21 protein-coding genes and 1 pseudogene are annotated in these 20,526 nt (G+C 69.5%); 8 read left to right on the top strand and 14 right to left on the bottom strand.

From position 1 onward, the window contains the following. Positions 1 to 324: 324 nt before the first annotated feature. From ACZ6CZ_RS33365 to ACZ6CZ_RS33345, 5 genes are read right to left on the bottom strand one after another with little or no spacing between them, the layout of a single operon-like run. Positions 325 to 1,164, bottom strand: coding sequence for a siderophore-interacting protein (locus ACZ6CZ_RS33365; RefSeq protein WP_469028840.1), 840 nt, complete (start codon positions 1,162 to 1,164; stop codon positions 325 to 327). Further along, a complete protein-coding gene (locus ACZ6CZ_RS33360) occupies positions 1,161 to 1,967 on the bottom strand; it encodes an HpcH/HpaI aldolase family protein (RefSeq protein WP_469028837.1) in 807 nt (268 codons plus the stop codon). The genes ACZ6CZ_RS33365 and ACZ6CZ_RS33360 overlap by 4 nt, the downstream gene beginning before the upstream one ends. Continuing rightward, positions 1,952 to 2,737 carry an FAA hydrolase family protein gene (locus ACZ6CZ_RS33355; protein ID WP_469028835.1) on the bottom strand — a complete coding sequence of 262 codons (786 nt, stop codon included), beginning with the start codon at positions 2,735 to 2,737 and terminating at the stop codon, positions 1,952 to 1,954. The genes ACZ6CZ_RS33360 and ACZ6CZ_RS33355 overlap by 16 nt, the downstream gene beginning before the upstream one ends. 2 nt (positions 2,738 to 2,739) lie before the next feature. Continuing rightward, on the bottom strand, positions 2,740 to 3,468 hold the full coding sequence (locus ACZ6CZ_RS33350; RefSeq protein ID WP_469028832.1) for a GntR family transcriptional regulator: 729 nt from the start codon (positions 3,466 to 3,468) through the stop codon (positions 2,740 to 2,742). After that, positions 3,465 to 4,217, bottom strand: coding sequence for an RraA family protein (locus ACZ6CZ_RS33345; protein ID WP_469028830.1), 753 nt, complete (start codon positions 4,215 to 4,217; stop codon positions 3,465 to 3,467). Before ACZ6CZ_RS33345 ends, ACZ6CZ_RS33350 begins: the two co-directional genes overlap by 4 nt. 38 nt (positions 4,218 to 4,255) lie before the next feature. Between ACZ6CZ_RS33345 and ACZ6CZ_RS33340 the strand changes: the two genes are divergently transcribed. Continuing rightward, positions 4,256 to 4,915, top strand: a complete 660-nt coding sequence (locus ACZ6CZ_RS33340; RefSeq protein ID WP_469028827.1) for a GntR family transcriptional regulator — start codon at positions 4,256 to 4,258, stop codon at positions 4,913 to 4,915. A 12-nt stretch (positions 4,916 to 4,927) separates the two neighbouring features. Here the strand turns inward: ACZ6CZ_RS33340 and ACZ6CZ_RS33335 are convergent, their stop codons facing one another. The 5 genes from ACZ6CZ_RS33335 to ACZ6CZ_RS33315 form a co-directional block, all read right to left on the bottom strand. Beyond that, positions 4,928 to 6,253 carry a DUF3500 domain-containing protein gene (locus ACZ6CZ_RS33335; RefSeq protein ID WP_469028825.1) on the bottom strand — a complete coding sequence of 442 codons (1,326 nt, stop codon included), beginning with the start codon at positions 6,251 to 6,253 and terminating at the stop codon, positions 4,928 to 4,930. A gap of 20 nt (positions 6,254 to 6,273) precedes the next feature. Further along, positions 6,274 to 7,320 carry an amidohydrolase family protein gene (locus ACZ6CZ_RS33330; protein WP_469028822.1) on the bottom strand — a complete coding sequence of 349 codons (1,047 nt, stop codon included), beginning with the start codon at positions 7,318 to 7,320 and terminating at the stop codon, positions 6,274 to 6,276. Further along, positions 7,317 to 8,852, bottom strand: a complete 1,536-nt coding sequence (locus ACZ6CZ_RS33325; RefSeq protein ID WP_469028820.1) for a sugar ABC transporter ATP-binding protein — start codon at positions 8,850 to 8,852, stop codon at positions 7,317 to 7,319. The genes ACZ6CZ_RS33330 and ACZ6CZ_RS33325 overlap by 4 nt, the downstream gene beginning before the upstream one ends. Before the next feature lie 77 nt (positions 8,853 to 8,929). After that, positions 8,930 to 10,087, bottom strand: a complete 1,158-nt coding sequence (locus tag ACZ6CZ_RS33320; protein ID WP_469028817.1) for a sugar ABC transporter substrate-binding protein — start codon at positions 10,085 to 10,087, stop codon at positions 8,930 to 8,932. 74 nt (positions 10,088 to 10,161) lie between these two features. Beyond that, complete coding sequence (locus tag ACZ6CZ_RS33315; protein WP_469028814.1) at positions 10,162 to 11,205, bottom strand: ABC transporter permease; 1,044 nt, start codon at positions 11,203 to 11,205, stop codon at positions 10,162 to 10,164. Positions 11,206 to 11,410: 205 nt separating this feature from the next. On the opposite strand from ACZ6CZ_RS33315, the gene ACZ6CZ_RS33310 reads away from it, so the two are divergent. The 7 genes from ACZ6CZ_RS33310 to ACZ6CZ_RS33280 all read left to right on the top strand — a co-directional run bounded on the left by ACZ6CZ_RS33310 (position 11,411) and on the right by ACZ6CZ_RS33280 (position 17,023). Further along, positions 11,411 to 12,172: a dienelactone hydrolase family protein gene (locus ACZ6CZ_RS33310; protein ID WP_469028811.1), complete on the top strand. Its 762-nt coding sequence runs from the start codon at positions 11,411 to 11,413 to the stop codon at positions 12,170 to 12,172. Between the two features lie 51 nt (positions 12,173 to 12,223). After that, the gene (locus tag ACZ6CZ_RS33305) at positions 12,224 to 13,522 is read left to right on the top strand and encodes an FAD-dependent monooxygenase (RefSeq protein WP_469028808.1); all 1,299 of its coding nucleotides are present in this window, start codon (positions 12,224 to 12,226) and stop codon (positions 13,520 to 13,522) included. Continuing rightward, on the top strand, positions 13,519 to 13,989 hold the full coding sequence (locus ACZ6CZ_RS33300) for a YybH family protein (RefSeq protein WP_469028806.1): 471 nt from the start codon (positions 13,519 to 13,521) through the stop codon (positions 13,987 to 13,989). The genes ACZ6CZ_RS33305 and ACZ6CZ_RS33300 overlap by 4 nt, the downstream gene beginning before the upstream one ends. After that, complete coding sequence (locus ACZ6CZ_RS33295) at positions 13,986 to 14,837, top strand: fumarylacetoacetate hydrolase family protein (RefSeq protein ID WP_469028804.1); 852 nt, start codon at positions 13,986 to 13,988, stop codon at positions 14,835 to 14,837. The genes ACZ6CZ_RS33300 and ACZ6CZ_RS33295 overlap by 4 nt, the downstream gene beginning before the upstream one ends. A 6-nt stretch (positions 14,838 to 14,843) precedes the next feature. Further along, positions 14,844 to 15,269 (top strand): RidA family protein, encoded by a 426-nt coding sequence (locus ACZ6CZ_RS33290; RefSeq protein ID WP_469028801.1) that lies wholly within the window; start codon positions 14,844 to 14,846, stop codon positions 15,267 to 15,269. Continuing rightward, positions 15,266 to 16,459: a DUF3500 domain-containing protein gene (locus ACZ6CZ_RS33285; RefSeq protein ID WP_469028799.1), complete on the top strand. Its 1,194-nt coding sequence runs from the start codon at positions 15,266 to 15,268 to the stop codon at positions 16,457 to 16,459. The genes ACZ6CZ_RS33290 and ACZ6CZ_RS33285 overlap by 4 nt, the downstream gene beginning before the upstream one ends. 402 nt (positions 16,460 to 16,861) lie before the next feature. Beyond that, on the top strand, positions 16,862 to 17,023 hold the full coding sequence (locus tag ACZ6CZ_RS33280) for a hypothetical protein (RefSeq protein ID WP_469028796.1): 162 nt from the start codon (positions 16,862 to 16,864) through the stop codon (positions 17,021 to 17,023). Positions 17,024 to 17,298: 275 nt separating this feature from the next. Here the strand turns inward: ACZ6CZ_RS33280 and ACZ6CZ_RS33275 are convergent, their stop codons facing one another. From ACZ6CZ_RS33275 to ACZ6CZ_RS33260, 4 genes and pseudogenes are all read right to left on the bottom strand, one after another. Further along, on the bottom strand, positions 17,299 to 18,165 hold the full coding sequence (locus ACZ6CZ_RS33275; RefSeq protein ID WP_469028791.1) for an ABC transporter permease: 867 nt from the start codon (positions 18,163 to 18,165) through the stop codon (positions 17,299 to 17,301). Between the two features lie 44 nt (positions 18,166 to 18,209). After that, positions 18,210 to 19,295: an ABC transporter substrate-binding protein gene (locus tag ACZ6CZ_RS33270; RefSeq protein ID WP_469028888.1), complete on the bottom strand. Its 1,086-nt coding sequence runs from the start codon at positions 19,293 to 19,295 to the stop codon at positions 18,210 to 18,212. A 153-nt stretch (positions 19,296 to 19,448) separates the two neighbouring features. Beyond that, positions 19,449 to 19,718, bottom strand: a pseudogene (locus ACZ6CZ_RS33265) (carboxylesterase family protein); the annotation flags it as partial. Positions 19,719 to 19,802: 84 nt separating this feature from the next. Beyond that, positions 19,803 to 20,516 (bottom strand): GntR family transcriptional regulator, encoded by a 714-nt coding sequence (locus ACZ6CZ_RS33260; protein ID WP_469028789.1) that lies wholly within the window; start codon positions 20,514 to 20,516, stop codon positions 19,803 to 19,805. Positions 20,517 to 20,526 lie beyond the last annotated feature (10 nt).

Below are 20,526 nucleotides of genomic sequence, written 5' to 3'. Positions count from 1 at the left end.
CGGCTCCCCGGGTCTGGGTCAGCAATCGCAGCCCGGGGCGCGCCGCCGGCACCGAGGGGGCGGTCTCCCAGTACCGCAGGACGACGTCCGCGAGTGTTCGAGGGGCGCTGTCCTTGGGCAGCTGTTCGGCGCGGCGTCGGACCTCGGAAGCGACGGCGCTGAGGGCAGTGCCCGAACGGGGCTGCCCCAGGACGTGGCCGGTGAGCTGGAGGGCGATCTGCTCCGAAGTCTGGGGTGATGAGCGTGTGTTCGCCGGTGCATGTGAGGACGACGTAGCGGGCGAGGCCGGAGGGTTTCACTTGCCGGCATACGACGGGCACATCCTCAGTCCTCGCCGAAGTCGTGATCGGGGTGGTTGGCCTCGCCCACGCGCCAGTAGCCACGCGTGGTTACCTGCGGGCGCGGCAGCATCCGGTCCTCGAGGATGTACGACCGGGCCTTGCGGGCCGCCGATGCCTCGCAGGCGACCCAGACGTGCGTCTCGTCCCCGAGGCCGGCCTGGCGGAGTGCGTCGACGAGGGCGGCGCCTGGCTCGCCCGCCCGGTCGTGCCAGGTCACCTCGATACCGGCATGGGTCGGCATGCCGATGCGGGCATCGGCGTCCTCGACCTCCAGGTGCACCTGACCGGTGACGTCGTCCGGCAGCGCTTCGATGAGCGTGGCGATCGCGGGCAGGGCGCTTTCGTCGCCGCCGATCCACCACGAGGCCGCCGTAGGGTCGACGGAGAAGCGGCCGCCCGGGCCGCCGATGGCGGCGCGGCAGCCGGGCTTGGCCTGCGCGGCCCACCGCGCGGCAGGGCCGTCCCCGTGCAGGACGAACCAGACCTCGAGGGTGCCGGCCTCGGCGTCGAAGCGTCGGGGCGTGTACGTCCGCATCGTCGGTCGGCCGTCGGGCCATTCCAGGCGCCCGTTCAGGCCGGCCACCGGCCGCGCGACGTGGCCGTCGGTGTCGGGCAGGAAGAGCTTTATGTGCGCCGTTGGGGCGGGCTCGGCGAAGCCGGCGAGGGACTCGCCGGCGAACACCACCGCCACCATGCGAGGCGTCAGTGGCTTGACTTCAACGACCTCGACCTTGCGCGGCGGCTGGCGGCGTGGGCCCCCGGGACGGCCTTGGCCTCGGGGACGGTCGGGGTTCGGGGGGAGGGACAAGAAATACTCCTTCACTTCTCTGCGCGGCCCGGGACGGGCGGGCCGACGAACTGCTCGGCCAGGGTTTCGGAGCCTCGGGCGAGCGTGGCGACGTCGGCGCCAACGAGGACGAAAGAGGCGCCCTGCTGGATGTAGGCCGATGCGACAGCCGGGTCGAAGGCGTTGACACCGACGGGCTTGCCGGCGCCTCGGACGGCCTCGAAGGCGCGCCCGACCGCGGCCACCACGTCGGGGTGGGTCTGCCGGCCGATCAGGCCCATCGACGCGGCGAGGTCGGACGGGCCGACGAAGACACCGTCGACACCGTCGACCGCCGCGATCTCGGCAGCGTTCCCGACGCCGGTGATGGACTCGATCTGGACGAAGAGCGAGACGTGGTCGTCGGCGTTGACGAGGTAGTCGTCGACGCGGCTCCACCGGGCCGACCGCGCGAGAGCCGATCCGATCCCGCGGTTGCCGCGCGGCGGGTAGCGCACCGCCCGCACGGCCGCCTCGGCCTGTTCCGGAGTGTCGACCATCGGCAACAGGATGTTCTGGGCGCCGAGGTCGAGGATCTGTTTGATCATGACCGGCAGCAGGCCCGGCGCACGGACGAGCGGGCTGACTGGGTAGGCGGCGACCGCCTGGAGCTGTGCGAGCACCGACTCGAGCTGGTTGGGCCCGTGCTCCATGTCGATCAGCAGCCAGTCGAGGCCGCTGCCCGCGCAGATCTCGGCGATGAGCGGGCTGCCGCTGCACACCCACATACCGATCAGAGGGCGGTTGGAGTTGACGAGCGCCTCGCGGAAGGTCGCCGGGAGATTCACCGGAAGCTGCACGAGATCGTTCCCATCGTTCCGTAGTCGCAGAGCACCGAGTCGCCGCGCGACACCCACATGGGCCGGGTGAAGGATCCGGCCAGGATCAGCTCGCCGACGCCGAGGCCGGTGCCGTGCTGGTGGAGTTTGTTGGCGAGCCACGCGACTCCCGTGGCGGGGTGGTTGAGCACGCCGGCGGCGACGCCGGTCTCCTCGATCGTCTCGTTGCGGTAGAGCAGCGCGGAGATCCAACGCAGGTCGACCGCGTCGGGTGCGACGGGGGTTCCGCCGAGCACCAGGCCACCGTAGGCGGCGTTGTCGGCGATGGTGTCGACGATCGTGCGTCCTTCGAGTTCCAGGCGCGAGTCGAGGATCTCCAGCGCCGGGACGACGTATTCCGTCGCGCGGAGCACGTCGAAGATCGTGCAGTGGGGTCCCTCCAGCGGCGCCTTGAGCAGGAAGGCGAGCTCGACCTCGATACGGACGTTGGAGAACTCGTCGAACGGCACGACCGCGCCGCTCTCCCGGACGGTGTCGTCGAACATCACACCGTAGTCCGGCTCGGAGATGCCCGTCGCCGCCTGCATCGCCTTGGACGTCAGACCGATCTTGCGGCCGACGAGGCGGCGGCCGGCCGCGATCCGCCGGTCACGCCAGAGCCCCTGGATGGCGTACGAGTCCTCGACCGTCGCCTCGGGGTACCGGGCAGTGATGCGTGGCAGCACGGCGCGATCGGCGTGTGCGCGCTCGAGCTCGGCTGCGAGGTCGGCGAGGGTCTGGTCGGGAAGCATCGTCAGGCTCCTTGGTCGACGCGGTCGCTGCGGTGGGGGCCGTGGGCGCCGTGCGTCTTGTGGATGCGGAAGGCGTCGAGGGAGCGGGTGCGGTGCCGGCGCACGGCCTTCTCGATCTGGTCGAAGGTCCCGTCCCCCTCGATGAGGTCGATCAGGTCGTCGTGCTCGCACACGGACTCCTGGGGCCGGCGGGGGACAAGTCCGAAGATCGAGTCGCGCATGTGGCCCAGCCGGGACCACTCCACCTCGACGGCCTCGAGGAGCCGGGGGTTGGGGCACTTCTCGTAAAGGGCGTGGTGGAACTCCTGGTTGAGCGCGCTGAAGAGGCGGGAGTCGAAGTCGGTGAGCCCGCTGCGCATCACCGCGTTGAGCTCCCGGGCGCGCGCCAGGTCCTGCCGGGTGAGGTGCGGGGTCGCGAGCGCCGTCGCCGCGCTCTCGAGCACGGTGATGACCTCCATCGCGTGGATGTAGCGGTCCGGGTCGACCATGGCGACGCGCGCCCCCACATTGCGCTCCAAGGTCACCAGGCCCTCGGCCGTGAGGCGGTTGATCGCCTCTCGGACCGGCACCGCGCTCATGCCGAGCTGGGTGGCCAGCGTCGACAGGACGAGGCGGTAGCCGGGACTGAAGGACCCCGAGGTGATCCGCTCGCGGATCCACTCGTAGGCGGCCTGCGACTTGCTCGTGGCCTGCGACGTGCTCGTGGCCCCCGCGGACCTGGTCGGAGTCACGGGGCCGCCCGCACGGTGTCCGCCTGGGCGGCGCGGTCGGTCTCGTACCTCGCCCGCCACTCGGCGTTCATCGGGAAGAGTCCCTGGACGGGGTGCCCGGCGGCGATCTGCCGGGCGATCCAGCCGTCCTCCTCCTCCTGGGTGATCGCAGCGTCGGCGATCTCCTCCGCGATCCCCGGCGGGATCACGATGACGCCGTCGGCGTCGCCGACGAGGATGTCGCCGGGCTGCACGGTGGCGCCGCCGCACGCGATGGTCAGGTCGGCGTCCCAGGGCACGTGCTTACGGCCGAGCACGGCGGGGTGCGGGCCCGCCGTGAAGACGGGGATGCCGACGGCGGCGACGGCCTCGGCGTCGCGCACGCCGCCGTCGGTCACGACGGCCGCGGCTCCACGGGCGCGGGCACGGATCGCAAGGACGTCGCCGAGCGTGGCCGACCCCTTCTCGCCGCGCGCCTCGATGACGAGGACCTCGCCCTGCTGGACAGTGTCGAAGGTGCGCTTTTGCGCGTTGTAGCCGCTGCCGTGGCTCGCGAAGAGATCCTCGCGGAAGGGGACGAAGCGCAGCGTCCGGGCGGTGCCGACAAACTTATGCCCAGCTACCAGGGGGTGGACGCCGTCGATGAAGACGCCCTCCAGTCCCTTGCGTCGTAGCTGGGCCGAGAGCCCGGCGACCGGCGCCAGTGTGAGTTTTGCCCGCAACGTCGTGGTCAGAGGGGAGACGGATGCGTTGTTCAAGGGAGAGCTCACTCCAGCATCGTGTACGGAATTGTGGTTGGATTCGCGTCATGGTGACCAAGACCGAACAGGCCTTCCGGATCCTCAAGGAGCGGATCATGGACGGCACCTACGGACCCGGCCACCGCCTGGTCATCGACCAGCTGGTGCGCGAGCACGGCATCAGCTCGGTACCGTGGCGCGAGTCGCTGCGCCGGCTCCAGGCCGAGGGCTGGGTGGAGATCGTGCCCAACGTCGGCGCGCTGGTGGCGACCTTCGACACCGACGCGTGGCAGCGGGGTCTGCACATCGTGGCGCGCCTCGGCAGCTACGCGACGGCGCTGTCGGCGCCCCACCTGACCGAGGCCGACCTGACGGCGGCTCACACGCTCAACCGGCAGATGAAGGAGGCGCTCGCCGACTTCGACGCGGCCCGCTTCGGACGCCACAACCGTGAGTTCCACCAATTGCTCGCGTGCCGCTGCCCCGACCGCCGCCTCGTCGACATGGTCGACAATGAGTGGGCGCGGCTCGAGATAGTCCGCAAGTCGGCCTTCTGGTACGCGCCGGGCCGCGCCCAGGCCGCCATCGCCGAGCACGAGGGCATCCTTCAGCTGATCGAGACCGGCTCGTCGGCCGAGGCCGTCGAGGCGGCTGCGAAGCAGCACGAGATCAACACCATCGAGGCGGTCACGGCGTACGAGTCCACCCTGCCCAAGCGGCGGTTGTGAACGAGGCACGGGTCACTCCCCCCGCTCGCGCCACCGGGCGATGAGAGCCTTGGCGTAGTCGTTGCCGTTGGGGTGACGCAGCACCGTGTGCACGTGGAACCGCGCGGGCAGCTTGTTGTTCAGCCACACCCCCGCGTGGTCGTCGAACTCGGCGATCAGCACCGGGCTGTGTATCCGGAAGTAGAACGGCTGTGAGCCATCCGTCGCGCCGTACCAGCTGAACCACGTTTCCTCGACGTGCGCGTCGTACTCCGCGAGGGCGAGTTCGCGCTGCTCGTCGACGAGCAGGTGCAGGTAGTCGGCGACGACGCGGCGGAGCAGGCCGCGCTGGACGTCGTCGAGTCCGCCCGCCGCGATCCCCTCGTACGGGATCACCCTGTTGTCGCGGAACGCCCCCGCGACGTGCCGTTCGTCGGCGGGGTGCAGCCGTCCCTCCGGCATCGCCGGGTCCAGGACGGACCGGTAGACGACGGCCTGGGCGCGCTGGGCCGCCGTCAGGGAACCGGCGAGCTTCAGGGCGAGCCGCTCGCGCTCCGCGAACAGCGGTTCGCGAGCGCTTTCCTCGTCGTCCGTGAGCGCGGGCTCGGCTCCGAGAAAGACCGGCGCGATGACGTGCCGGCCCCCCACGGACACGAAGTTGAGGCCCACGTGGTGGCCGAAGAGCTGCCAGCCCCACGGCTCGCCCTGCACGCCCGCCACGGGGTCGCCGAAGACCGAGAACCAGTAGCTGTGCCTGTTCATGACCGTGGGCAGGCCGACCAGTTCGCCGAGATGGCCGTTGAGTTCCATCGCGCCCGAGACCTGGGAGTAGCCGTCGGCGCTCAGCGAGGCGCGCAGGACGTCGTGGATCGCCGACTTCTTGTCGTCGGTGAGCACCTCCAGCCTCAGTCCCACCCGGTAGACCATGAACTCGGGGTTGCTCCACGCCCGCCACTCGGGTGCGTCGATGTCGTGGCGCACCGCGTCGAGTTCACCGGGGGTGAGCATGGCGAGGAAGCGGCCGGCCGCCTCGCGGGGCTCCTTCACGGAGTCCGACGGCGCGGCGCCCGGCAGGGCGTAGAGCCCCTCGCGCACCGTGCCGTCGGAGGTGATCCCGACGAACGGCTCCCGGTAGAGACCGTCCCAGTGGGTGAGGAGGTCGCGCAGGAAGGGCGCCTGGTAGCGGTCCTGGGCGAACTCCTCGTAGGTCATCCCGCGGACCTCGGCGAGCTTGGGGTCGTCGAGGTCGGGCAGGAAGGTGCGGTAGCTCTCGTCGGTGAGCTCGACCACCTCGTCACGGCCCGCCGTGCGGGCGGTCGTGAAGAAGCCGTCGATGTCCTCGTCGGGTCGGGCGCTCATGGTCTCGCTCCGCTTGCCGGTCAGATCGGGAGGTTGAACATCTTCTTGGCGTTGCCGTACAGCACGGCCTCACGGTCGGCGTCGCTGATCTCGAGTTCGTTCTTGACGAAGTCCACGCCCTGGCTCATCCAGGAGCGGAAGACGGGGAACGAGGAGCCGAACATGTAGTGGTCGGCGCCGTTGATCTTGAGCGCCGCCTCGATCTGGATCTTGCCCCACGAGTGGGGGTGGGTCAGGTCGAAGAAGATGTTGTTCTCGAGGTACTGCTTGATCTTGTCGCCGCCGCTCGTCGACAGGCGCTGCATCGCCTCGCCGGCCTTGGGGGCGTGCGGGGTGAGCAGGGCCGAGGACGCGAACCAGTTGCCGCCGAGCATGGTGTGGATGAACTTCAGGTCGGGGAACTCCTCGAACATGCCGCTGAAGAGTTCGCGGCCGACCGCGATGCCCTGGTCGATGATGCGGCCGTACTCGCGGCGGAAGTTCTGGTAGTCGATGACCGACTTCCACTCCACCGGGAGCGGCGTGTGGTGCACGATGACCGGGACCTTCTTGTCGTTGAGCACCTTGAGGTAGGGCTTGAAGGCGTCGTCGTCGAGGTAGAGCTGGCCGTAGTGGCAGGCGAGCTGGACGCCCACGGCGCCGTTGTCGAGGCAGCGCTCGAGCTCGTAGACGTTCTCCTTGCCGCCCCACGGCGGGACGCAGGCGGTGGAGAACAGGCGGCCCTCGGACTCCGCGACGATCTTGGCGGCGTTGTCGTTGACCGCCCTGCAGGTCTCGAGGCCGAGCCACTCCTGCCAGACGGGGACGCGCATGACGCCGTAGTCGACGCCGGCCTCGTCCATCGCCTTCAGTTTGGCCTCGGTCGAGTAGTCGCCCTCGACGTAGTTGAGGTTGGGGTAGCCCTTCGGCTTCTCCAGGACGAGCTGCTTCTTGCCGTCCTCCATGGTGATGACGCTGGCGATCTCGCCGAAGCCGCGGGGGGCGCTGTCGAGGAAGCCGTTGAGGATCTTCTCGTTGGTGAAGAGATCTTCGGGCAGGTGGTGGATGTTGATGTCGATGACGGTCATGACGCTCCTTGCAGAGTCCGCTCGCGCAGCCTGGTGCGCGGGCTGTTGGTGTAGATGGACTGGACGATGGCTTGCGGGGTGAGCTCTCCGGTGAGTTCTCTGTCGACCACACTGTTGTCGAAGACGAGCACGCGGTCGCACAGCAGCGCGAGCTCGTTCTCGTCGGAGCCGGCGACGAGCACGGCGCGGCCCTCGCGGGCGGCCTCGCGGACCGCCTCGACGATGGTTTTGCGGGCGCCCACGTCGACGGCCTGGGTGGGCTCGTGGAGCACCAGCAGCGACGGGTCGGTCGCCAGCCACTTGGCCAGGAGGACCTTTTGCTGGTTGCCCCCGCTCATGTTGGCGAGCACCGCGTGCGGCCACGGGGGCCGCACGTCGAGACGTTCGATCCAGTCGGCCGCCTGCTGCTTCTCGGTGCCGCCGCTGAGCGGCCGTATCTTGCCGGAGGCCTTCGCGGTGCAGGTCTGCGGGAACGCGATGTTCTCCGTCACGGTCATCGTGCCGACGAGGCCCGCCGACTCGCGGCCCTCCGGGACGAGCGCGATGCCCTTGCCGATCGCCGTTGCCGGCGACAGGCCTTTGAGCACGACCTGTCCTGCGGGCAGGGTGACGGTGCCGCCCTGCGCCTTGCTGACACCGCTGATCAGGTAGGGGACGTCCTCGTGGCCGGACCCGCTGAGGCCGGTGACGCCGACGACCTCCCCGGGGCGGATGCTCAGGGACAGCTCGCGGACGCTGCCGCCCGAGAGCCTGTCGATCACGACGGGTGCGGCGTCGTTGGCCGCGACGGCGGCCGTGCGGCGTTCGAGGCCCTCGACCTCCCGCCCGAGCATGAGGTGCGCGAGCTCGGATTTCGTCATGCCCTCGACCTCCTTGCCGGCCACGACGACCTCGCCGTCGCGGAGCACGGTGACCCGGTCGGCGGCCTCGACGACCTCCTCGAGGCGGTGCGTGATGAGCAGGGCCGAGGTGCCGGTGGCGACGATACGGTCGAGCAGGTCGAAGAACCGCTCGAGCGACTCACGGCCGAGGGCGCGTGTCGACTCGTCGAAGATGACGATGCCGCCGCCTTCCTCGAGGTCCTGCACGGCACGGGCGATCGCGACGACCGCCTTCTCGTCCTCGTGGAGATCTGCGACCTTGGCGTCGAGGGGGATCCGGCGCGGGCCTAGCCGCTCGAAGACGGCCTGCGTCGCCTCGGCCTCGGCCTTCCAGTCGATCCTGCGCAGGAAGCGCGAGCCCTTGTAGCGGCCGAGCCGGGTGTTCTCCAGCACGGTGGCGTCCAGCACGAGTCCGAGGCTCTGGTGGACGACGGCGACGCCTGCAGCGCGGGACTCGTCGGGCCGGACCGGGAGTCTCAAATCGACGCCGTCGACTGTGACGCGGCTGCCGGGGTCGGGGCGGTAGAGGCCGGTGAGGATCTTGGCGAGGGTGGACTTGCCGCAACCGTTCTGCCCGATGAGGGCGTGGATTTCTCCCGGCTGCACGTCCATGGTGACGTCGCGCAGCACGGTGGCGCTGCCGAAGGTCATGGAGACCCCCTCGACGGCCAGCCGGGGGCCTGGCGGGAGGCCGGCGCCTGCCGCCGGGGCCGGCACGGTGTGCCCGCTCACGCGATGCCCCACAGCTTCTTGAAGTCCTCGGAGAAGCCGGCCGGGCCGAACCACTCACCGGAGAGCTCCGCCTGCTCGGTCAGCTGGACGTCGCCGATGTTGTCCTTGGTGAACAGACGGGTGGGGATGGTGTACTTCGGAACCGGCATGCCGAGGATCAGGCGCAGCGCCGCGTCGGTGTCGACCCAGCCCTGGAAGGCGGCGGCCTGCGCGGTGACGGCCGCCAGCGAGCCGGACTTGAGGGCCTTCATGCCGCCGAGGGAGGCGGAACCGGTGACGACCTTGATGTCCGTGCGCGACGCCTGCTGGACACCGCCCTGGGTCGGTTGCAGGTACTGCTCGAACTGCGCGTTGACGTAAGTGACGGCCGGGTCCTTGAGGAGCGCGGCGCTGGTCGAGGACGGGATGAGCGCGAAGTTGGAGGACGAGACCTTGTTCACCGTCAGCTTGCAGTGGGGACAGCTCTCCTTGAGCGAGGCCCGGCCGTCAGCGACGTAGGCGGCGGGCGACAAGCCGTCGGCGCTCTGGTTGATCAGGATGTCGGCCTTGCCCTTGGAGTCCGCGGTGATCCAGTCGAACAGGCGGACCTGCTGCTCACCGCCGGGGACCGGCACCCACGTGAGCGTCTTGGAGGCGGGGTGCGCCGGGTCGGGCACCTGGTTGCTGATGACGACCGGGATGTCCGCCTTCTGCGCGGCATCGAGGCTGTTGCCCGCCAGTTTGTACGGAATGGCGTCCGCGATGATGGCCGCGGCCTTGGCGTCCGTCGCCTGACCGATGCAGCCGCCGATGTCGGTCGGCGTGCCCTTGCCGTCGCAGACCTGGACGCGCAGGCCCGCGGCCTTGGCGGCGGCGGTGAGTGTCTTCTCCGTGGTGGTGAACTGCGGGGCCTGCTTGGTGATCGGTATGTAGAAGATCGTCTTGCCGGTCAGGGAGTCGACCTTGTTGAGCTTCTCCGTCGGGACGGGGTAGGCGTCCAGCGGCTTCATTGCGGTGGCCAGCTCATCGCCGACCGCGGCGGACGGGGCCGCGTCGGAGGATTGGGTGTTTCCGTCGTCGCCGCAGGCGGTCAGGGCACCGGCGAGGAGGGCGATACCGGCAGCCGCGGCCAAGGTGCGGGTGCGTCGGCGTGAGGTGGGACGTGCGGGTCTCATAGCAAAACTCCGTTGTCTGCTGAGGGCGAAGCGGGGCAGGCCGGTCGATGGGGGCCCTTGGGGCGAACGGCGGGTCAGCGCGAGCGGTTGCGCAGCACGGTCGAGATGGTGACGGCGACGACCAGGACGCCGCCGTAGAAGACACTCGTGATCCACGAGCTGGCTCCCAGCAGCTGGAGCCCGAGCACGCCGGTCGCCAGGAAGAAGACGGCGACGAGGGTGCCGATCGGGTTGAACCGGCCTGGCTGCAGGATCGCCGTGCCGAGGAAGGTCGCGGCGAAGATCGGCAGCAGGTAGCTCTGCGACACGTTGGGGTCGAAGCCGCCGGTGGCCGCGGCGGAGAGCACGCCGCCCACGCCGGCGATGAGGCCCGCGATGGTGAAGGCGCCCACGCGCAGCCGTGTGACGCGCACGCCGGCCAGTCGGCTGACCTCGCGGCTCTCGCCGACGAAGCGCATGTTGCGGCCCAGCGGCGTGAAGTGCAGGACGTAGGCGAAGCCCAGCATGAGCGCAAGCCCGTAGAAGAAGCTGACCGGGAGGCCGGCGACCGGCAGCAGCGCGACGTCCTTGAAGTCCGTGGGGAGACCGCCGACCGGCATCAGGTCGGAGACCCACAGCGCTATGCCGAGGAGGAAGGTGCCCATGCCGAGCGTAACGACGATGGTGTTGACGCCGACCTTGACCACCAGCCAGCCGTTCACGGCGCCGACCCCGGTGGACAGGAGGAGTGAGGCGAGCACCGCCGCTCCCACGCTCCACCCGTGGTTGACGTTGAGGATCGTCAGCATGATGGCCGAGAGCCCGAAGTTGGAGGCGACCGACATGTCGACGAACTCGCCGACGACGATCGTGCAGAGCAGCGCCGCCGTCAGGAAGACGAGCGCCGCCTGGTTCTGACTGCCGAAGATCACCTTCAGACTGCCCGATGTCAGGAATGTGTCGGGACGGAGAACGGCGAAGAGGACCGCGAGCACGATCCAGACGCCGATGACGGCGAAACGCGAGGCGAACCAGACCGCGCCTTTGCCGCTTTTCACGGACGCGGGGAGACCGGGGACAGCCGCCGATGACGGCGTCACGCCGGGGGCCGACTGGGCGGCCGAGGACATGTCTGACATGGGATCTGACGCTCCCTGACTACTGGCGCAATGCGGGGCCTGTGATGCCGATCACTCAGAATCGTGTACGAAACAATATATGGAATCGCCTGCGATGCAACCCCTCGCGCATGTCAAATCGCAGTTGAAATCGTACACGATCTCCTTTACGGTTTCCGGGCATCCTGTGGCCCGCACCACACGCTTGCTCGAGAGGCAGACAACGGTGACCCAACCATCCGGCCGCAACGTCGAGTACCGGGACGTCGAGTACCAGCACGAGGGAACGCACATGCTCGGCCTGACCGTGATCCCGCGGGATCGAGCGGCCGACGACCCCTCCACTACCGCGGTCCTTCTCCTCCACGACGCCTTCGGCATCAGTGAGGAGATGACCGCCAACGCGACCCGGCTCGCCGAAGCCGGACACCCCGTGTTCATGGCCGACCTGTGGGGCGGGCGCGCCGCGCCCGGCTCCCCGGCCGAGATAGGACCGCTGATCGGCTTCATGACCGGGAACCGCGACCGGTGGCTGGGACGCATCGACACCGCCCGCGCGGCGCTCGCCGGGCAGGCGGAGTTCGCCGGCCGTCCGCTCGCCCTACTGGGCTACTGCTTCGGCGGCTCCGGCGCACTCGAGTACCTCCGCACCGGGGCCGAGGTAGCCGGCGTTGCCGCCGTGCACCCCGGGCTCGACCTGCTCGGCCAGGACTGGAGCGCCCCGGGTTCGGGATCGGTGCTGCTGATGATCGGCGCCGACGACCCGATGGCGACGCCTGCGATGCGACGCGAACTCGTCGGTCACCTGAGCTCCGCCGGGATGGACCACCAGCTCCACCTCTACAGCGATACCACCCACGCCTTCACCAGCCCGAAGGCCGCCGATTCCCCCCAGCCCGAGCTGTTCGCCCACAACCCCCGCAGCACAGCGCGCGCCTGGGCGGCCACCACCGGCTTCCTCGCCGAGCTTTCCGCACCGGCCTGCTGACCACGCGCCACACCCGCCATGCCACACCCCGCCGCACACCACGAGGACGACATGACCACATCAGATCTCGACATCGCGATCATCGGCGCCGGGCCGGCCGGCCTGCTCACCGCGCTCCGCATGCACCAGCAGGGCTTCCGCCCGACCGTCTACGAGGTGGTGCCCGAGCTCAAGCCCCTCGGCGTCGGCGTCGACATCAAGACCGTCGGCACCGCCGAGATCAACGACCTCGGTCTGCTCGAGGAGTTCCGCGCGATCTCCGTGGACGCGGAGGACTCGATCTTCTACAACCACTTCGGCCAGGAGATCTACGCCGAGAAGTGCGGCGTGCACATGGGCTACCTGCACGAGCAGCGCTTCGTGCACCGCGGCACCCTGCAGATGCTGTTCTACACGGCCGCACTCGAGCGCCTTGGCGCGGACGCCTTCCACCTGGGCGTCGGCGTCACCGGCTACACACAGGACGACACCGGCGTGACCCTCCACCTCCGTAGCTCCGACGGCACCACCAGGCAGGCGCGTCACGCGGCGGTCATAGCCGCCGACGGCATCAAGTCCGCCATCCGCAAGCAGATGTTCCCCAACCTTTCCGAGCCGCACTTCTCCGGCATCACCATGTGGCGCGGCACCACCGTCATGGAGCCCTTCCGCAACGGCCACACCATCCTGCACATCGGCGACCCGAACATCGCTTCGATGATCGTCTACCCCATCGCCGACGACTTCGAGGGCACCGGCAAGACCCTGGTCAACTGGGTCGCCGAGACTAACGGCGAGGAGACCATCGAGGACTGGAACCAGATCGGCGACATCAGCGAGGTCATCCCGCTCTTCGACACCGTCGACCTGCCCTTCCTCGACGTCCGCCGCATGATGCGCGAGGCCCGCGAGGTCTACCTCTTCCCCCTGATCCGCCACGACCCGCTGGACAACTGGGTCGACGGCCGGGTCGTCCTGCTCGGCGACGCCGCGCACGCGATGTACCCCCGCGGCGGCAACGGCATCACCCAGGCGATGCTCGACGCCCGCGTCGTCGTGCAGAAGCTCACCGAGACCCCCGACGACCCGCACGCGGCCTTCGTCGCCTACGACGCCGCCCGCCGCGAGAACGTCAACCGGATCGTGCTGAACATGCGCGGCGAAGGCTACGAGGTGATCCGCCGCATCGTCGCCGAACGCGCCGGGGGCGAGCCCTTCGAGGACATCGAGGAGGTGCTCCCGCTCGCGGAGGCCGACGAGATCTTCAGCAAGTACCACGCGCTGGTCGGCTCCCCCCGCCCCGGCTTCGAGGCCGGCGAGGCGACGGGCTACCGCACCGACGACCTCGACGAGTACGGAGCCAAGGCATGAGCGTCGCCCCGGTCGTCCCGGCCGACGAGGCCACCCGCGCGGCGATCCTCGAGGTGGAGGAGCGCCGTCAGCGCGCGCTTCTGGAGATCGACCTCGACACGCTGCGCGACCTGTACGACGATTCGCTGATCCACACCCACGCGCCCGGGCTGACCCACACCAAGGCCCAACTCCTTGAGCATGTAGCCACCCGGGCGCCGTACAAGGGCGCCACCCGCGGCGAGCTCACCGTCCGGGTGATCGGTGACGTCGCCATCATGACAGGCCGTCTGATCAACCGCCTGAGCAGCCCGGACGGCTCCGAGCGCACGGTCGCCGGCCAGGTCATCCAGGTGCTGCGGCGCTGCGAGGACGGCGCCTGGCGCTTCGTGAGCTTCCAGATGACCCCGGACGGCGAGCACGTCTGGACCCCCACCGCCGAGGAGAAGGCCGGCCTCGACAGAATCGCCCAGGAGGAACAGCAGTGAAGATCGCACGCTTCCACACCGCCGACGGGCCGACGCGGCTGGGCCGCGTCGACGGCGACCGGGTCACCGACATCTCCGACGTCGTCGGGGGCACGTCGCTGCGGACGGTCCTGCCCCTGCTGCCCTCGCTGAAGCAGGCGATCCTCGCGGCCGACGGGCCTTCGTACCCACTGTCCGACGTGGTCCTCGAGGCCCCGATCGACAACCCGCAGAAGTACCTCGGCATCGGCATGAACTACAAGGAGCACGCCGAGGAGGCGCGCGCCGCGGGCATCCTGGTGCCGGAAAGCCAGATGTGGTTCAACAAGCAGGTCTCCTGCATCACCGGCCCCTACAACGCCATCGTGAAGCCCGACCTCTCCGACGCCCTCGACTACGAGATCGAGCTGGGCGTGGTCATCGGCCGGCGCTGCAAGCACGTGTCCGTGGAGGACGCCCGCTCGGTCATCGCCGGCTACCTCGTCGCCAACGACGTGTCGGTCCGCGACTGGCTGCAGAAGAAGTCGCCGACGTTCACGCTCGGCAAGTCCTTCGACACCCACGGCCCGATCGGCCCGTGGCTGACCACTGACGACGAGATCGCCGACCCGCTCAATCTGCGGATGACCCTCACCGTCAACGGCGAGGTCCGCCAGGACTGGCCGACGAACGACATGGTGTATGACATCTACGAGCAGATCGCCTATCTCTCACAGGTCTTCACCCTCATGCCCGGCGACATCCTCGCCACCGGCACCCCGGCCGGCATCGGCGCACCGCGGGGCAGGTTCTTGAAGGTCGGCGATGTCGTCCGGGCGGAGATCGAGGGCCTGGGTCACATCGAGAACCGCGTCGTCGCTGAGGGCTGAGCGCAGATGGGCACCCGCACCAGCGTCGATCTCCCGGGCTTCCGCCATGCCAACCCGATTCCGGCCGCCAGCAGGATCGGCCCGTTCGTCGCCACCGGCGCCATCACCGGCCGCGACCCGGTGACCGGTGAGATGGCGCCCGACGTCGACCGGCAGTTCGCGCACGTCTTCGCACACGTCCGCACCCTGATGGCCGAACTCGGCGGCACGACAAACGACATCCTGAAGATGACGTTCCACCTCACCGACCCCGACGACCGCGAGGCACTCAACCGCGAGTGGCTCGCGATGTTCCCCGACCCGGCCTCCCGTCCCGCCCGGCAGGCGATCGCGGCCCGCCTCGACCGCGGCGCCGTCGTCCACTGCGACCTGCTCGCCGTGGTTCCCGTGCCGGGCGACGACGGCCCTCGGCCCGAGGAGACGCGCCGATGACCACCCCCGCTCCGGCCGCCGCCGTGACCTACGAGGCGCCCGTCACCATCAAGCGGATGCTCTTCGCCACCTGGGCGCTGCTCGACTCGCTGCGCCCCGACCTCAAGGCCGCGGCGATCGTGCCCGACATGGACGCTCCGGGCCGCGTCGACTGGGACTTCATCCCCAAGCCCGACCGGGCCGGCATCCCACTCCACGCGCTGGACCGGCACCAGAAGGTGATCGCGCAGTCGCTGCTCAAGGCCGGTCTCAGCATGCGCGGCTACAGCCAGGCACTGACCGTGATGGCAACGGAGAACCTGCTGCGCGAACTCGAGGTCGTCGAACGCGGCTTCGGCGTTCTCGCCGGCAACTTTCGCGACCCGGAGGGCTACTGGTTCAGCTTCTGGGGACGGCCCGGCTTCGAGGACACGTGGGGCTGGCGGGTCATCGGTCACCACCTCTCCCTCAGCTACACGATCGTCGCGCAGCGCTACCTCACCGTGACGCCGCTCGCGATGGGCGCACAGCCCGTCGACGCCGGCGTGCTGGACGCGCTCGGTGAGAATGAGCGCCGAGCCCTGTCGATCCTGCACTCCCTCTCCCCCGACGCCCAGGAACAGGCCGTCATCCACGACGTCGCGCCGGCCGACTTCGTCACCCGTCAGGTGCCCCACGTCGGCGCCGAGGAGTGGCCCGACTGGGTCGACCTCGGCATCGGCGGCTACGAGACGACCGACGAGGACCGCGAGCGCCTGCGCTTCGTGAAGGCCGACCCCTCGGGCATCAGCGGGGCCGACCTGACCGGTGACCAGCTTGACGACGTACGCGATCTGCTCCTCTACTACGTGCAGACCGGTCCTGACGAGCTGTCGCGGCAGTACCGCGAGCAGGTCCTCGCCGGCGACCCGCGCGACCTGCGTTTCGCCTGGGCCGGCGGACGCGAGGCGAACACCGCCCACTACTACCGGATCTCCACGCGCGATCTGCTCGTCGAGGCTGACAACGCGGTGGCCGCCGGCCAGCACGTCCACGCCGTATGGCGCGACCTCAGCAACGACCTCGGCCACGACCTGCTGCTCGATCACTACGCCCAGCACGGCCCGGACGGCCGGCACCTGCGCCGCCGGCTCGAGTCGAACCGGCCGACCGAGGACGACCCACTGCGGACCGACGGATGGTACGTCCCGCAGGTCTACGTGAAGCCCTGAACCGGAGCACCGGCGAGGAAAGGCCCGACGAACGCGTGCGGCATCGCGACGGCCGGCGCCCTCACGGCATTGATCCGCCGGACAGGCCAGTGTCTGTCCGGCGGATCATTGTGTCTTGCCAGTGGGATTGGGCGGCGCCATGCGGGGGCGAACGCCCCGGGCTCAGGCCGGGGTCCCGATCTGCGCCTCGCACGGCTCGATGGCCCGAAGGCGTGGAGGGCTGCCAGTGCTTCCGCGTCCTGTTCGATCGCCGCCCGGTGATCGGCTCCGACCAGCTGTCCGCGATCCCCTCGATGGCGGAGAACGAGCGAGAGAACATCCGGGAGTCAACGTCGGAAGGGCTCGGCACCACGGCCCGCAAGGGCGAACAACGGCGGCCAGCCACCGGTCATCACCAACGACATGCTCCACACCTGCCTGTGGCGCCGCGCGTGCGGCGAGTCCGTCGCGCAGATCCAGCCCGACCTGATCATTCCCACCGGCAAGCGCAAGGGACGCTGCCTGTTGCTGATCCGCTGGGACGGCAGAGGGCTACGGATCAAGGTGCTGGACCCTCATCGATGATTGCAGCTTTCTACGTTCCGTGGCCTGTATGAGTCCAGTGCGCTCAACCTGTCGGAGACAGCAAAAGAGACCGGTCTGAACCGTCGGACGGTCCGGCAGTACCTGTCCTGTCAGCCCCGGCCCTCATTGCGCCGCCTCGGCGGGCTACCAGTGGACGGCCTCCCCAGCGGGTGGTTCTTGAGGTTGCCCCGCTGATCGAAGCCATGCTGGATCGGGCCATACCGGTGCCGGGAGTCCAGCAACTCCTGGCACCGGCAGAGGGACAGAACGTCGGTTCAGGGCTTCTTGCGCTGCGATCGCCGGTCGCCCAGGCCGAGGCGCTTGAGGGCGAGAGTGTCGAGTGCGGTGAGCACGCCGTTGAGGATGAGCGTCATCGCCACCAGGATGATCAGACCCGCGAACTCCGCCGGGGCATCGAGGTTCGTGGCCGCGGTGAACAGCTCATGCCCGATGCCCTCCGTGGAGGCGATGAACTCACCGCCGATGACACCGAGGATGGCCAGCGGACCACCCGTCTTGAGCGCCGCGAAGAATGGCGCTGCGAGGGTCGGAAGCGTCACGTAACTGAGGACGTGATGCCGGCGCCCGCCCATGACCTGGACGATCTCCACGAGTTCGCGTTCACGCAGCCGCAGGCCGAGGTACACGTTGTAGAAGACGACGAAGGAGACACCCGCCGCCGCGATCGTGATCTTCGACATGGGGCCGATGCCGAAGAACAGCAGGAAGAGCGGCGCGAGCGCGATCTTGGGGATGCCGTTGACGGCCGCGATCAGCGGTTCGAGCACCCGGCCGGCCAGTGGGACCGAACCGAGCACCAGACCCATCACGGTGCCGATCGCCACACCGATTGCGAAGCCGGCCACGATCTCGAACGCCGTCGTCTTGATGTCGGTCCACCCGGTGGACGAACCGAGCAGCCGCCACAGGGCGTGCGACACGTCGGTCGGCTTGCTGACGGCGTACTCCGGTAGGACGGGCCCGCTCATCACCTGCCAGAGGATCAGGACAAGGGCGATCACCGCGATGCGCAGCACCACCACCAGGGCGGTCCCCCGCCACACACTGCTCGTGACACCTCCGCGAGAAGGCGCCTTCCTCAACTCGGTCTTGCTCTCCGCACTGCTGGTCGCAGTCGCCATCGTCTGCTCCTTCTGGTCGGCCTGGTGCACCCGGCCCGGCCGTCTCACGGCAGGTACGTGTTCGTCCAGTTGTCGGTGGTGACCTTCGCATTGCCGGGGAGCGTCCCCAGGCTGTCGAGGAAGGCCATGGTCTTCTTCCAGCCGGCGGCGTCCATCGAGCCGTCCGCGGGCCACACGACCTGCTGGAGACTGGCCTCCACCACGCCGTCCGGCACGCCCTGCAGCGACTGCTTCGCCGCTGCCACCACCGTCTTGTCGTTGCTGTCCTTGAGATGTGTGTTCATGTAGTTCGTCGCCTGCTCGACCGCCGTGACGAACTTGCTCACGACGTCGGGGTACTGGGTGGCGTAGCTCTTCTGGGTCACCAGGAGCTGCCCGTAACCGGCCTGCTCGGCGGCCCATTCGGGCACCTTGAAGGGGTCGGCGACCACGACGCCGTCCCCCTCCTCCTCGATCTGCAGGGGGATGGGTTCGGAGGTGACGAACCAGTCGATCTGGCCGGTGTTGATGGCGGCCTTGTCCGCGGCCGGGCTCGGCAGCGACACCCACTTGATCTTCTTGTCGGGGTCGACGCCGTACTTCTTGAGGAAGATGCCGGCCTCGGCCCTGGTGTTGGCCGAGCTGGCGCCGCCGGTCGAGCCCGCCAGCGCCTTGGCCACCTTCTCTGCGGATGTCTTCGCGGTCAGGCCGTGGGCCGCCGCGAACTTCTTGCTGACGATGAGGCCGAGCGGGTTGCCCATGCCGTCGGCGGAGACGGCGATCTGCGGCAGGCCCTTGGCGAGGGCGGAGACGAACCCGGTGGGGCTGCTGTCAAAGAACTGCACAGAGCCCGACTGGAGCGCCGATGGTCCGGTCGCCGCGGTCAGGGTCACGAACTTGACCTTCAAGCCCTGCTTGCGGAAGTAGCCGTTGGCCTCGGCCACCTGAAGAGGCGTGTCGAAGATGCTGCCGCCACCGCCGACGGTTATCTGGGTCAGGCCGTCCGAGGTCGTGGTGGTGCCGGAATCACCGCCGCAGGCGGTGAGCAACGCGGGGGCGAGCGCCGCGGTACAGGCCAGGGCGAGCAGGCGCCGACTGGCGCCGGGCCGCAGCCGACGGGCTCTGCGGGCGGCCGGGTTGTCGTGCGTCATGGGAGATCTCCTGTCACCAAGCTTGCTGAGTACGGAAAACGCGTCCAGATCTCGAGTCGGGATGGTTCCGCCAGGGGGACCGGCCCGAAGTTCCCGCCGAGTTTCACGACCGCGGGGGTGTGCGGTGCCCAGGCGGGCCAGTGCGGCAGGCCGGGTCCATACGTTGAGGCGAAGACAGTCCTCGCTCATCGGCAGGTCGCTGCCGTCCGGCGCGGGCCCCGGCACCTGCGGGCACATCGGGCCGAACCGGTCGGCCCGATGCACTCCGCTCCAGGGCACCGGGGGCCGGGGACCGGGGGCCCGCCAGCGAAGATCCCCGACCGGCGGGGCGGCGTAAGGGACACCGCGGACGACGGTGACCGACCGGTCCCGTCCTGGTATCCCTTCCACCAGTCCCGCCTCGGTCTTCACTGGGTGCCGCATGGTCTCTCTTTCCGGTCGGTTCCGAACACTTCCGTCGGCCGGACCGGACCGTTCACCGGGTCTGTGCGGCCGGGGGCCGGTCCGCTAGGCGTCCGCCGCCGCCGATGCGGTTCTCTCTCGGCGCGCCTGCAGCAACAGGGCCTGCCGGGCGGAGGCGACGTGGTGGAGCATGGCCGCCACGGCCGCCGGGGGGTTGCGGGTGATGATGGCCCAGAGGATGGCCTGGTGCTCCTCCAGCGACCCGGCGCGCGGGTGCGGGGCGGCGAGGTTGCGGTACTGACGCATCACCAGGGGGTAGAGCAGGGTGTCGTAGGCGCGGGCCAGGGTGTGCTGGTGCGCGGCCTCCTTGACCTGTTGGTGGAAGCGCCGGTTGCCCCGGGAGTACCCGGTGGCGTCGTCCCGGGATTTGCAGTCCTCCATCGCCTCGAGGGTGCGGCGCAGCTCGCCGACCTCTTCCTCGGTGGCGCGCTCCGCCGCCTTGCCCGCCAGGGCGGACTCCAGCGTCTCGCGCGCCTCCAGGATGTCGGCGGCCTCCTCGACCGAGAAGCTCCGGGTGCGCACCCCCCGGTTGACCTCGCTGGTGACGTAGCCCTCCTGGGCCAGCCTGACCAGGACCGTCCGCATGGTGCTGCGCGAGACGTTGAACATCCGGGTCAGGTCCGCCTCGGTGAGCCGAGTGCCAGGCGCGACGCTTCCCGACAGCAGCAGGGTGCGCAGTCCGTCGTAGGCCTGGCTCTGGCGGGTCAGCGACGCTCGGCCCGCGTCGTCGTCGAAGCCGTTGGAATCCACCGTGATCACCCCTGGATGT

Source organism: Streptomyces sp. NPDC041135, from assembly GCF_055592085.1.
The sequence above is the reverse complement of the archived record's forward strand: the minus strand, read 5'-3'. Positions and strand labels throughout refer to the sequence as shown.